The 12,945-nt window shown below is 70.2% G+C and carries 11 protein-coding genes and 1 tRNA gene; 1 reads left to right on the top strand and 11 read right to left on the bottom strand.

The genetic code is table 11. The features are described from left to right. Positions 1–75: 75 nt before the first annotated feature. From ACXJKD_RS18730 to ACXJKD_RS18720, 3 genes are all read right to left on the bottom strand, one after another. Positions 76–3,363, bottom strand: a complete 3,288-nt coding sequence (locus ACXJKD_RS18730) for a S8 family serine peptidase (RefSeq protein ID WP_457256354.1) — start codon at positions 3,361–3,363, stop codon at positions 76–78. Positions 3,364–3,587: 224 nt separating this feature from the next. Beyond that, the gene (locus ACXJKD_RS18725) at positions 3,588–4,109 is read right to left on the bottom strand and encodes a L,D-transpeptidase family protein (RefSeq protein WP_457256353.1); all 522 of its coding nucleotides are present in this window, start codon (positions 4,107–4,109) and stop codon (positions 3,588–3,590) included. Between the two features lie 443 nt (positions 4,110–4,552). After that, positions 4,553–4,626 (bottom strand) — tRNA-Thr (locus tag ACXJKD_RS18720). A gap of 118 nt (positions 4,627–4,744) precedes the next feature. Between ACXJKD_RS18720 and ACXJKD_RS18715 the strand changes: the two genes are divergently transcribed. Continuing rightward, positions 4,745–5,539 (top strand): SIMPL domain-containing protein, encoded by a 795-nt coding sequence (locus ACXJKD_RS18715; protein WP_457256352.1) that lies wholly within the window; start codon positions 4,745–4,747, stop codon positions 5,537–5,539. An 87-nt stretch (positions 5,540–5,626) separates the two neighbouring features. Here ACXJKD_RS18715 and ACXJKD_RS18710 read toward each other — a convergent pair whose 3' ends face one another. The 8 genes from ACXJKD_RS18710 to ACXJKD_RS18675 form a co-directional block, all read right to left on the bottom strand. Next, a complete protein-coding gene (locus ACXJKD_RS18710; protein ID WP_457256351.1) occupies positions 5,627–7,183 on the bottom strand; it encodes an alpha/beta hydrolase in 1,557 nt (518 codons plus the stop codon). A 34-nt stretch (positions 7,184–7,217) separates the two neighbouring features. Beyond that, a complete protein-coding gene (locus ACXJKD_RS18705) occupies positions 7,218–8,357 on the bottom strand; it encodes a DNA polymerase III subunit delta' (protein WP_457256349.1) in 1,140 nt (379 codons plus the stop codon). Further along, positions 8,354–8,971, bottom strand: coding sequence for a dTMP kinase (gene tmk / locus ACXJKD_RS18700; RefSeq protein WP_457256347.1), 618 nt, complete (start codon positions 8,969–8,971; stop codon positions 8,354–8,356). Before tmk ends, ACXJKD_RS18705 begins: the two co-directional genes overlap by 4 nt. A gap of 100 nt (positions 8,972–9,071) precedes the next feature. Beyond that, positions 9,072–9,314, bottom strand: a complete 243-nt coding sequence (locus ACXJKD_RS18695) for an LPXTG cell wall anchor domain-containing protein (protein WP_457256346.1) — start codon at positions 9,312–9,314, stop codon at positions 9,072–9,074. Positions 9,315–9,431: 117 nt separating this feature from the next. Next, complete coding sequence (locus ACXJKD_RS18690; protein ID WP_457256344.1) at positions 9,432–10,022, bottom strand: GNAT family N-acetyltransferase; 591 nt, start codon at positions 10,020–10,022, stop codon at positions 9,432–9,434. Between the two features lie 53 nt (positions 10,023–10,075). After that, a complete protein-coding gene (locus tag ACXJKD_RS18685) occupies positions 10,076–10,849 on the bottom strand; it encodes a MerR family transcriptional regulator (RefSeq protein ID WP_457256343.1) in 774 nt (257 codons plus the stop codon). Positions 10,850–11,004: 155 nt separating this feature from the next. Continuing rightward, a complete protein-coding gene (locus tag ACXJKD_RS18680; protein WP_457256342.1) occupies positions 11,005–12,021 on the bottom strand; it encodes a branched-chain amino acid ABC transporter permease in 1,017 nt (338 codons plus the stop codon). After that, positions 12,018–12,890, bottom strand: coding sequence for a branched-chain amino acid ABC transporter permease (locus tag ACXJKD_RS18675; protein ID WP_457256340.1), 873 nt, complete (start codon positions 12,888–12,890; stop codon positions 12,018–12,020). The genes ACXJKD_RS18680 and ACXJKD_RS18675 overlap by 4 nt, the downstream gene beginning before the upstream one ends. Between the last annotated feature and the right edge of the window lie 55 nt (positions 12,891–12,945).

The raw sequence follows: 12,945 nt of genomic DNA, 5'->3' as shown, positions 1-12,945 counted from the left end.
GGCCGCACGCCATGCCTGGGCGGGACGACTGGACCCCGCGGCCATGACGGTCGCGGGGTCCAGTGGTGAGGCGAGCTACGGGGTGACGGAGCCGACCACGACCGAGCCGGTGCCGAGCACCGCGCCCTGGCCAGAGAGGACACGCATCTCACCGAAGAGCTGACGACCTGCAGCGGGTGCTGCGTTCGCCGTGATCTGGCCCGTGACCGGTGCCGAGGCACCGGGCGCGAGGTCGAGGGCGGTCGCGGGGACCGTCAACGAACCGAGCGCGGGACTGAAGAACACATCGAGGTAGTCGTAGTCGGTGCTGCCGCTCGGGACGGCGTAGCCGTCGACCCGCACGGTGTAGGTGGCCGCCACCGGGTTGGTGATCGTCACCGACTCCTCGGAGTCACCGTCGGCCTGCTGGGCGACGACGGCGCCGCCGCGCAGGACGAACAGGTCGAGGTCGGCGCCCTGGTCGGACGGCTTCCCGATCGTCGCCGTGAGGCGCGTGGCGCCCGCAGGCACGACGACCTGGAACTCCTGCACCTCGTGGTTGGCGATGGTCTTGCGACCGGAGACCGCGCTGCCGAGGACCCCGCCCTGCGGCGTGGCGGTGACCTGACCGAACTGGTTCGTCACCGTCCACGACACCGGAGCCGGCTGGCCCGCCGTCACCGAGGCGAGGGTCTGGGACGCCGGGTCGACGACCACGCCCTGGACCGCAGCCGCGATGGTGAACGGGTTGGCGAGGGTCGGCGTGGTGCGCCGCGCCTCGATCTCCATCTCCCAGATGCCCGGCAACGGGTTGGCGTACGACCGCGACGTGCTGTTGCACGACGGGTCGCTGAAGTTGGTGAAGCACACCAACGACGACGTGGACTCGACCGGAACGCCGTACGGGTTGAAGGCGATCCAGCGAACCTGGCTACCCGCCTGCACACCGCTGAGGTTGACCTGCAGGGCCTTGGCGCCCTCCGGGACCGTCACGTAGAACTTCTTCGTGAGGTTGCGCTCGACCGAGCCGGAAGTGGTCTTGGCGTAGGACGGTGCCACGAGGTCCTGCGAGAGGACCACGGTCAGGAGCACCCGCTGGTCGACGACCTTGGTCGCCGGGTCGTCGATCTCGAGGATCGCCGAGTGGGTGCCCGGAGTGCTCGTCCGTGCCTTGACCGGGATGTCGACCGACTCGCCCTTGGGCAGCGGCCGGCTGGTGGTCGGCAGCGAGAACGTGCCGTCGTTGCCGACGAGGCGCACGGTGTGCGCCACCCTGCCGTTCGCGCCGCTGGTGCGGGTCGCCTTGACGATGTACGTCTTGGACTCGCCCGAGACCTGGCCGCCGTGAGCCGCGTCGCAGCGGTTGTAGACGCCAGGGCCCTGGTTGGGCGTGGCCAGCAGCTCCGAGATCGGGGTGCAGACCGGCGCCGTCGTCGTGATGTCCTGCGCGAACGGCTTGGTCTTGAGCAGCTCCCACGCGCCGGGGATGTCGACCTGTCCCGCGCCCTGGCCGATGGCCTCGACGTTGTTGGCGTAGTCGGCCGAGCTGTAGAGCGAGTCACGCAGCTGACGAGTGGTCACCTGCACGCCGGTGGCCTTGGCGGCCGAGAGCAGCAGCGCCACGCCACCCGCGGTCTGCGGGGAGGCCATCGACGTGCCGTTGAAGTGCGCGTAGCCGGGCGGGAGTGAGTAGCCGGTCTCCGGGACCGCTCCGCCGGGCTGCCAGGTCGGGATCGAGGAGACCGCCGATCCGGGAGCCATCACGTTGGGCTTGAAGCCGCCGTCCTCACGCGGGCCGCGCGAGGAGTAGTTGTGCAGGGCAAGGTCAGACGAGACCTCGGCGCCGTAGTTCGACAGCCAGGTCTCCTTGGTGACCGAGGAGGCGACGCTGACGACCTTGGAGGCCACCGACGGGTCACCGATCGTGTTGATGCCGGGACCACTGTTGCCTGCCGAGATGACGAGCTGGACGCCACCGTCGATCAGGGCGTCGTAGAGCCGCGCCCGGGCGTTGTTGCCGTCGTTGAGGGCCGGCAGGCCACCGATCGACATGTTGATCACGTCCACACCGCGGTTCTCGGCGAGGTCGACCATCCCGTCGGTCAGCGCGACCGCGGTACAGCCACCGCCCCACGAGCAGGCCCGGGTCGAGACGATCTTGGCGCCGGGCGCCTGACCGTCCATCGCACCGCCGAACAGCCCGTGTCCGGCCGAGATGCCGGCGACGTGGGTGCCGTGGGCGGCCTCGACGACGCCGATGTTGACGAAGTCAGCGGTGCCCGGCAGGCCGGCCGGGGCCAGGCTGACGTCCTCGCGGTACTCGACGACGAACGGCATGGACTCGGCAATCGCGGTCGCCGGGTTGTCCGTGCCGAAGTGCCCGATGTCGAAGTTCTCCTTGTAGGGCCGCATCTTCTCTGCCGCCGCGAAGGTCTGGTCCTGGTTGGCATCGACCCAGATGTCGTGCGTGGTCTCGTTGTAGAGGATGCCCCAACGGTCGGTCGTGTCGCCGTCACGGTTGAAGTCACCGCCCGCCTCGTCGTTGAGGGAGATGCTCTCGGACACGCGCTGGAACTTGTAGCTGCCTGCGGGCGCGGTCCACGTGCCGGCACCGCTGATCGTGAAGGTCGGGCCGGTGACGGTGGTGAGCATCGCGCGCCAGGACCCGTCGCTCTCGAGCAGCGGGTCGGTGCCCGTCACCCAGTCGACGATCTTGCGCTCGCCGGTGCTGGTCGTCTGCAGGGCCGGGTGGTCCAGGTCGACACCGGAGTCGATGACGCCGATGGTGGTGCCACGACCGTCCCAGGTGTTGTGGGCGCTCTTGAAGGCGATGGACCCGATGTCGCGGGTCGGCATGTAGGGGTTGTTGTCCGGAGTGCTGGCGCCGGGCGCCGGCTGCGGCGCTGCCAGGGATGCGGCGGAGGGCTTCTCCGCCTCGGGCTTCGGAAGGGGGATCGACTCGTTGAGGTCGACCGCCAGGACGGCCGCGGACTTGGCCAGTGCGTCGACCTGGCCGGTCGGCACGCTGGCGCTGACGTAGCCGTACTTGTCGCTGACCTTGGCGACCCAACCGCCGGCGGCCTTGATGCTCTTGGCTGTCGCCGTCGCCTGGCCCTTGCCGGTGGCGACCATGATGGTCACCCGCGGGGTGCCCTTGTGCTGAGCCCGGGTGAGCAGCTCGCGGTCGTGCTGACCGAGCTTGTCGTTCGCCTTGGCCTGCTTGATCTTGCCCTGAGCGGACAGGGCGGTGGGGGCCTTGTCATTTCCTGCGCGGTCTCCGGGGGCTGCGCCCGCCATGGGGGCGGTGGCTGCTGCGACAAGTCCTGCCGCAGCAATCCCAGCGATCGTCGTGAGGCCGCGGCGCGTAGCGCGTGGTCTGGTCACGGTGGTGTCCCTTCAGTCGTCCTGCAGGTCCTCCTGAGCTGCAGGCGTCCGCGCTCCGGGGTGGCCGGGGGCGAACCGGGTCAGTGTGGCCCGGCAGGGATGGAGTTGGCCTCGTCCGTTGGGTAAAGACTTGGTCTGAACTGCAGGTCGACCGGCCTCCAAGAGGAGAGACACCTCTTCAATCGTGCTCCGTCGCCGCTGCTACCGCCGGAGCCACCGCTGCGTCACAGCTTGAGATGGGCCGGGTCGCCCATGACGACGACGGGACTCGCCTCGACCCTGAGGTGAAGCAACAGGTAGCGCAGACCCGCTTCGGGTATTGATATGCAGCCGTGCGTGGGCCCGTCGTGGTCGACGTGCAGCCAGATGCCGCCCCCGCGTTGGGCGCCCATCGGACGCGCGACGTCCAGGGGTGACCTGCCGGGGACACGGTTGTAGTCGACGGCGATGACGTAGTCGAACGCGTCGGCCATCGAGTCACCAAAACCCGGTTGCCTGGGAGGGGGCAGGAAGGCTGTCGACCGGTGGTACGGCAGGTCTGATCCGGGGTTGGGTTTGCGGCCGCCAGCGTCGCTCAGGGCGAAGGCACCCACGGGGGTCTTGAGGTCTCCTTCCACGTGACGGGTGGCCCAGCCCTCCTTCCCGACGTGTCCCTGCCATGCGGCCACGCGGAGCCAGCTGGCATCGACGTCTTGGTAGAACTCGACAGTGGCTGCGCTCGACGTCGGTCCCGCTCCGCGGACCACGATCACCTGGGTGGTCCCTGCTGAGACGGTGCTGAGCGTTCGCGGTCCGAGGGGCAGTGCCCGCGGACGTGCCGCGGTTTGTTTGGGGGCCGGCACGGCGGAGTTGGCCGCATCCCCGGACGATGCGTCTGTCGCGCTGGGCTCGGCGACCTCGGTGGGTGCCGGCCGCTCGAAACGGCCTGGGGGATCGTGGAAGGGCCCGATCCCGAGGAGGGCGAAGGCAGCCAAGCCAATGGCTGTCCCGCTTGCCAGCGCGGCCAGGTTCGCGACCCACCGCAGCAGGGTTGGGGGTCGCCTGCTCGGTGCGCGATGTGATCCGGCGGAGCGGGTGCGCCGAGCTGTCCTGGAGCGCCTGTCACCCGACATGCCGCGAGTCTACGGCCGCGTGGAGAAAGGAAACGGCTCCCGACCTGTTGGTGCAGGTGGGGAGCCGTTTCGTGCTGAGCCGCCTATCGGAATCGAACCGATGACCTATTCATTACGAGTGAATCGCTCTGGCCGACTGAGCTAAGGCGGCGGGTGCCCGAAGGCACGGACGATGAGTATACGGATGACCCGGCAGATTTCCGAACCGGCCCGAGGGCCCCGGCGAACCTGCCACGGAACCGAGCCACGCGGCACACCGTCCCACCCCCATGAGCACCCAGCAGATGTCCCGTGGAGCGGTCGCCGCGGCGACCGCGGCGATGCTCGGAGCGGCCTTCTGGGTCGGCTCCCACTCCGGCCGGGAAGCCTCGGCCGCACCACTCGTCTCCTACCCGATCGCCACCAACCCTGGCACTCCCGGCTATCCGGCCAGCACCCCCGGCATCACGGTCACCGGCACCTCGGAGGTGGCCGGCAAGCCCGACACGCTGCGCCTCGACCTCAGCGTCCAGACTCGCGCCGACACGGTCGCCAAGGCCCTGGAGTCGGCCAACTCGATCACCGCCCGCGTCCAGTCCTCCCTGACGAGGAACGGCGTGGCCGGCAAGGACATCCAGACCTCCAACCTCCAGGTCCAGCCCGAGTACTCCTACCCCACCAACGGCAACCCGGTCGTCAAGGGCTACACCGTCAGCGAGGGCGTCACCGCCACGCTGCGCAACCTCGGCAAGTCGGGCAACGCGATCTCCGCGGCCGTCACCGCGGGTGGAAATGCCGTGCAGGTCAACGGGATCAGCCTCGACCTCGAGGACAACGGCAAGCTCCTCAGCACCGCCCGCGACCGCGCGGTCGCCAACGCCAAGACCAAGGCCGAGCAGTACGCCAAGGCCTCCGGACGTGACCTCGGCGCCRTCGTCAGCATCTCCGAGACCATCTCCGACCCGCCGCCGGTGGCCTACGACGTCCGCGCCATGGCCAGCAAGGACAGCGCGTCACCGGTGCCGATCCAGCCAGGTAGCGAGAACGTCGGCGTGACGGTCACCGTCGTCTACGCCTTCCGCTGAGGGGAGCCGCAGCCCGACTCAGCCAAGGGGTATGCCGGGTGGTCACCGCCGAGGTGACCACCCGGCATACCTCAGCGGGCAGTTCGTTCAGCACCGCGTGTTGTCGGCGGGGACCTTGCCCTTGGTGTAGTAGTCGTTGACGGCGTTGTCGATGCACTTGTTGGACTGGGTGTAGGCCGTGTGGCCGTCGCCGTCGAAGGTCAGCAGCCGCGCGTTGGCGAGCTGGTCACGCTCGCGCACCGCCCACTCGTAGGGGGTCGCGGGGTCGCGGGTCGTGCCGATCACGACGATCGGGCCGCTGCCCTCCGCGCTGATCTTGCGTGGACCGCTGCCGGCCTTGACCGGCCAGCTGCTGCACGTGGCCGCACCCCAGGCCAGGGCCGGGCCGAAGACGGGGGCCTTGACGCTGGCCTTGGCGACGAGGTCCTCGTAGTACTTCGGGTCAGGGCTACCCGGGTTGTCGAGGCAGCTGATGGAGTAGAACGCCTCGAGCAGGTTGGAGGTGTACTTGCCGGTGGGGTTGCGCCGGGCGTACTCGTCGGAGAGCAGCATCAGCTTGGTGCCGGTGTCCTGGGTGACGACCTGGCGCAACGCCTCGGTGAGCGGCTTCCACAACCGGGTGTCGTACATCGCCTGGGCGACGCCGAGGGTCGCCCAGCCCTCGGTGAGCTCGGACTCCCGCCGGTCGCGCATCGGCACGGGAGTGGTGTCGAGCCGCTTCAACAGGTCGCCCAGCCCTGACATCACCTCGGACTCGGAGCCGCCGAGGGGGCAATTGCCCCGCCTGACGCAGTCCCTGGCCCAGGAGTGCGCTGCACGCTCGAAACCCTCTGCCTGGCCGACGGCCGTCTCCGTCCAGGTGAGGTCCGGAGGGAGCACACCGTCGAGGACGAACCGCCCGACCAGCTGGGGGAACAGCCCGGCGTAGACCGCCCCGAGCTGCGTGCCGTAGGACTTGCCGAGGTAGTTGAGCTTGGCGTCGCCGAGGGCCGACCGCAGGATGTCCATGTCCTTGGCCGTCTCCTCGGTGGAGATGTGGCCGAGCAGGGGGCCGGTGCGCTGGAGGCATCCCTCGGCGAGCACCTTCATCGAGCCGAGGTACTTGTCCACCTCGCCCGAGTCGTCGGGCGTGGGGTCCTGGGCGAGGAAGCCGTCCATCTCCTGGTCGGACAGGCAGTCGACCGGGCTGGAGCGCTGCACGCCCCGAGGGTCGAACCCGACGACGTCGAACCGCTGCCGCACCGGCTTGCCGACGATGATGTCGGCGGCGCGGGCGTAGTCGATGCCCGATGCACCGGGACCCCCGGGGTTCACGACGAGGGAGCCGAGCCGCTGCGCCTTCTTCGTGGCGCGCATCCGCACCACCTGCACACTGATCGCCGGGCCGTCGGGCTTGGCGTAGTCCAGCGGGACGGACAGGCCGGCGCACTCCCCGACGACGCAGCCCTTCCAGGCCAACGTCTGCCCGTAGAACTTCGCGAGCGCCTCGGACCCGGCCGGGGGCGTGCGTGCGGTGCTCGGCAGTGGCGTGACGGCGGGCCCGGAGTCGCCACCGGGCACCAGGGAGCAGCCGGTCAGCCCCATTGACAGCCCCATCGACAGAGCGGCTGCCGCGGCTACCAGGACTCGTCGCCTCGCAGTCATGCGGTCGACCGTATCCCGAGCTGCTGGGGAGCACTCACCGCGGCACGCGCAGCGAGATCGCCATGGCCTCCAGGGCGAGCAGGGGCGCGACGTTGAGACCGATGCGCTCGCGGGCGGTGCCGATGGCGTCCATCGCCTGGAGCAGCTGCTCCGAGCTCATCGACCGGGCGACGCCCTGCACGATCGGCAGGCTGTCCTGGTTGACCAGCCCCAGGGCTGCTCCGCTCTGCAGGATCAACGCGTCGCGGTAGACCGAGAGGAGGTCGACGAGCGACCGGTCGAGCACGTCGCGGGAGTGTCGCGTGGCCCGCGCCTTCTGCTCCTTCTCGAGGCCCGAGAGCTGGCTGCGGATGTGGGGCGGCTGGGTGCGCGCGGAGGGGTCGGCCCCCAGCACCTCCATCAGCCTTTGCCGCTCCGCGGTGTCGCGCTCGGCTGCGGCGGCCGTGGACTCCTCGTCGGCGATGGACGCGAGGTCGGCGGCGGCGCCGATCGCGTCGCCCACGCCGTGGATCCTCCCCGCGAGGCTGATCACGTCGCGGCGACGGATGCGGGCACCCTCGTCCCGAGCCAGCCGGCGCGCGAGGCCGACGTGGCTCTGGGCCGCTCGCGCGGCGTACATGGCCATCGGCATCTCGACACCGTCGCGGCGGTGGAGGAGCTCGGCGACCGCTTCGGCGGGAGGGGTGCGCAGGCGCACGTGGCGCGACCGCGAACGAAGGGTGATGACGACGTCCTCGAGCGAGGGGGCGCAGAGGATCCAGACGGTGCGCGGCACCGGCTCCTCGATCGCCTTGAGCAGCGCGTCGGCCGCCCGCTCGGTCAGGCGGTCGGCGTCCTCGACGATGATCACCCGCCACGGTCCGACCGAGGGTCGCAGCGCCGACATGGCAGCCAGCTCACGGGCCTGCTCGACCTTGATCGACAACCCCTCGGTGGCGATGACGTCGACGTCGGCGTGGGTGCCGTCGACCGCGGTGCGGCACTCGCGGCACTCCCCGCACCCGTCGAGGGGACACTCCAGGGCGGCCGCGAAGGCGCGGGCCGCCACGGACCGCCCAGACCCCGGCGGACCGGTCAGCAGCCAGGCGTGCGTCATCGACGCGGGGTCGGTGACCGCGCGCCGGAGCGTAGCGACCGCCGAGTCCTGACCGATGACGTCGCGCCAGACGGTCACGGCAGGACCCCCATGCCGCGCAGGCGGTCGACGACCCGTGCGTGGATCTCGGCGGGGCTGAGCGTGCCGTCGACGACGACATAGCGCTGCGGGTTGCCCCGGGCCATCGCGAGGTAGTGGGCCCGGATCGCCTCGTGGAAGGTGTCTTCCTCGGCCTCCAGCCGGTCGTGCACGTCGCCGCGCCTCCGCCGCCCCTCCTGTGCCGAGACGTCGACCACCACGGTGAGGTCGGGCACCAGGTCGTCGACCGCCCACATGTTGAGGTCGTGGATCTCCTGGGCGCCGAGATCGCGCCCCGCTCCCTGGTAGGCCACCGAGGAGTCGGTGTAGCGGTCGGTGAGGACGACCTCGCCCCGGTCGAGCGCCGGCTTGATGAGCTGGTCGACGTGGTGGGCCTTGTCGGCGGCGAACAGCAGGGCCTCGGCGCGCGGGGCGACGTGGTCGCCGTGGAGCACGAGGTCGCGGATCTCGCGACCCAGCGTGGTGCCGCCGGGCTGACGGGTCACCGTCACGGTGCGACCGGCGGCCTCGAGGGCTTCGCGCAGCAGGGCCACCTGGGTGGACTTGCCGGCGCCGTCGCCGCCCTCGAAGGCGATGAAGAGTCCGTCGGTCACGGGCCGAGCCTAGGCCAGCGGGCGGACAGGGCATGCGGGCGAGGTATGCCGCGCGGCCGGCCTGGCCACGCGGCATACCTCCGCGGGTGGAGCGGGTGGGTCAGGAGGTGCGGCGACGGACGCCGTAGGCACCCGCACCGACCAGCACCAGGGCGGCACCGAGGCCGGCCAGGGGCAGGTTGTCCGAGCCGGTCTCCGGCAGGGTCGGACGGGCTGCGGCGGCAGGAGCCGGAGCGGCGACAGCCGCGGCGAGGACGGTGAAGTCACCGACACCGAACGCGGTCGGGAAGTCCGCCGAGTCGGGGTCGCTGAGGGGACGGACAGTGTGACGGACGAGCGGCACAGGTATGCCGCGTGGCCGGCTCGGCCCCGCGGCACACCGGGGTCGGCCCAGGTGCGCCTTGACGGTCGGTCAGGCGTCGAGGTGCCGTCGCCCACCACCCCCGTCACGACGAGCCGGCTACGACGATCCGGAGGTGGCCCACTCGGCCGCGGTCACGGCATACAGGTAGTCGTCCATGCGGGGGTGTCCCCCGCCCTCGCTGCCCGCGGCGGTGACCCCGATCTGACGCAGCCCGACCTTCTCCAGCACCCGTTGCGACGCGACGTTGGGCACGAACACGTCGGCCTGCACCATGACCACTCCGAGCTCGCTGAAGCACAGTCGCACGAGCGCCTCGGCCACCTCGGTGGCCAGGCCCCGGCCGGCGCTCGCGGGGTGGAGCGTGTAGCCGATGAACGCCGTCCGCATGCCGTTGTCGTCGGGCTCGAACCGGACCATGCAGTCCCCGACCACAGCGCCCTCCACCTCGATCACGAGTCCCAGCAACGGTTTCGGGTGTCCGGGCTGGGAGCGCTCGAGGTTCTCGGCGATGCGCTCGTCGACGTCGGACGGGGTCAGCGGACCGCGCCCGAGGTAGGTCGTGACGTCCGCACGGCTGCGGTAGGAGTGCACCGCGTCACGGTCGCCCGGGACGACCGGCCGCAGCGACGTGCGACGGGTGCGGAGCGGCCACGACAAGGCCGCGAAGCCGACCGGTCCAGTCACCATCGTCCGAGCGTAGGACAGCGCCGGGGCCGCTGCTGCCCGGCGCCTCCCCCGATCTACTGCTCCTGGCGGTCGGCGTTGGCGTAGATCGCGTCGCGGACGTAGAGCGCCATGCCGGGCCGGATCTCGTCGTAGGTCGCCGTGAACCTCGGGTCGCTCGTGTACATGTCCGCGAGGTTGCGGTGGAACTGGGGCGAGCAGTCGTAGAAGCGCTCGTTGATGTTGCGCCGGTGGGCTTCGGCGGCATCCATCGCCGCGGCGCTCGTGGGCGGCTCGCCGGCGTCCATCGCGTCGGTGAACCCCTGGTGCAGGGCGTCGCTCTCGGCCTTCACCGCTGCCCAGTCGGCCTTGGTGTAGTTCTTGGTGCGGCGCTGCGACTGCTGCCACGCGTCGCTGTCACCCCACCGCTGCTCGGCTTCCGCCTGGGCGTCCTCGAACCCGTCGCCGAAGAGCTCCTTCAGGTCCTCGGCGGTGGCTTGTTCGTCGTTCATCTCTCTCTCCAGTGCTCGGTCGATGGCCGTGACGAGGTCGCTCATCTCGTCGAGCCGTTGCTGGACCGCTGCGCGCTGACGACGCAGGTGCTGCTCGACGCTCTCGGGGTGGTCGAGGAGGAGTGCGATCTCCTCCAGGGCGAACCCGAGGCGGCGGTAGACGACCACGTGCTGCAGGCGGGTGAGGTCGTCAGCCGTGTACAGCCGGTAGCCCGCCGGCGATCGCTCGCTCGGCCGGAGCAGCCCGATCTCGTCGTAGTGGTGCAAGGTCCGCACCGTGACGTCGAGCCGCTCGGCCACCTGCCCCACGGTGAGCAGCGTCTGTGTCCGCTCGGTCATGCGACCACTGTGACGCCTCACGCCGCGTGAGGGTCAAGCCCTTCCTCCGACGCGCACCTTTATCGGGTTTAGGGGGAATGTTGCGCTTCACCCGACTTCCCTTCTCGGGTGAAGCACAACCAAGTCCCTAAACCCGATAAAGGGGCGGCGGGGGGTCAGAGGTCGCGCACGTGACGGCGCTTCCGGAGCCAGGAGTTGAGCCCGTTGCGGGCCGTGCCCCAGATGCCGTGCCGGAACGCCAGCACGATGATCACGAAGATCGCGCCGGTCACGATGCCGATGCCGTTGAAGCCCGACGACGCCAGCTGGTCCTCGAGGGTCACCACGAGGGCAGCGCCGACGACCGCTCCCCACAGGGTGCCGATCCCGCCCAGGACGGTGATGAGCACGACCTTGCCGGAGGTGGTCCAGATGAGCTCCTGCAACGACGCGAACCCGTGGCTGATCGAGAAGACGCCACCGGCGAGCCCGGCCGACAGCACGAACGCCATGATCTTGTATCGCTCGACGTCGTACCCCAGGGCCCTGGCCCGGGCCGGGTTGTCGCGGATCGCGACGAGCACCCGTCCGAACGGGCTGTTGACGGTGCGCCAGGCGATGAACACCCCGAGCAGGATGATCGGCAGCGCCGAGTAGTAGAAGTAGAACGAGTCGGCGTTGATGGTGTCGGTGGCGGGGCCGAGGTTCTTCGGGATGCCCTGCAGCCCGTTCTCGCCACCGGTGACCGAGCGCCACTGGTTGGCGATGAAGTAGACCATCTGCGCGAAGGCCAGCGTCACCATGGCGAAGTAGATGCCGGTGCGCTTCACGGACAGGTAGCCGATCGGCGCGGCCAGCACCATCGCGGCGACGGCGCCGCCGAGGACGGCCAGCGGGAAGGGCACGCCGAAGTGGGTGGCGATGAGGCCGGTCGTGTAGGCCGAGGTGCCCCAGAAGGCGGCGTGCCCGAACGACAGGAGCCCCGTGTAGCCGAGCAGCAGGTCGACCGAGATGGCGAACAGCGCCCACGCGGCGATGTCCATCGCCACCGGCGGGTAGATGAACCAGGGCAGCGCGAGCGTCACCAGCAGGCCGACCGCCAGCATCGCCCAGCGGATGGCGGGACGACGCTCCGTGACCACCGGACCGGCCGGCAGCTCGACGTCGACCTTGTTCTCCAGCTGTGAGCTCATGATGCGGCCTCCTCTCGCCCGAACAGCCCGGAGGGCCGGACCAGGATCACCAACGCCATCAACATGAAGATGAACACCTGGCTGAACCGACCGGCATACCCCTGGCCGTAGGCCTCGACGAGGCCCACCAGGAAGCCGGCGACGACGGCGCCGAGGATCGAGCCGAGCCCGCCGATCACGACCACGGCGAACAGGATGATGATGAAGAAGCTGCCCATGTCGGCGGTGACCGACCCGGTCGGCGCCCGTAGCACCCCGGCCAACCCGGCCAGAGCGATGCCGAAGCCGAAAACCGGTGTCACCCAACGGCTCACGTTGATGCCGAGCGCCCGGGACCGTTCGGCGTCCTCGGTGGAGGCGCGCACGATCATGCCGACGCGGGTCTTGGTGAGCACCAGCCAGACCGCGAGGCAGACCACGATCGAGAAGACCGCGGCGAACACCTGGTAGGTCGACAGCGAGACCGAGCCGACGGTGATCCGGCCGTCGAGCCCGGACGGCAGCGGGTAGGGCAGACCGGAGACGCCGTACTTGCGCTTGACCACGTCGACGAGCAGGAGCGTGAGCCCGAAGGTCAGCAGGAAGTTGTAGAGCGGGTCGAGCCGCAACAGCCACTGGACCAGCAGCCGCTCCATCAGCACGCCGAAGAGGAACATCGCGATCGTCATGAGCGGCAGCGCCCACCAGAACCCGAGGCCGGTGGCGTCGAGCAGGACGGCCGCGCCGACCGCGCCGAGCATGTAGCAGGCGCCGTGGCTGAAGTTGACCACTCCGAGGACACCGAAGATCACGGCCAGTCCCAGCGCGGCCAGCGCGTAGAAGCCACCGAGGGCCAGGCCCTGGAGCGTGTACTGGATGAAGGCGGTCATGTGGCTTCCCGTTGCGGTCGGTGCGGTGCGGTGTCCCTGAGCCACCGGCGCCGGG

Source organism: Pedococcus sp. P5_B7 (assembly GCF_054049895.1).
This window is presented reverse-complemented; position numbering and strand designations above follow the sequence as displayed.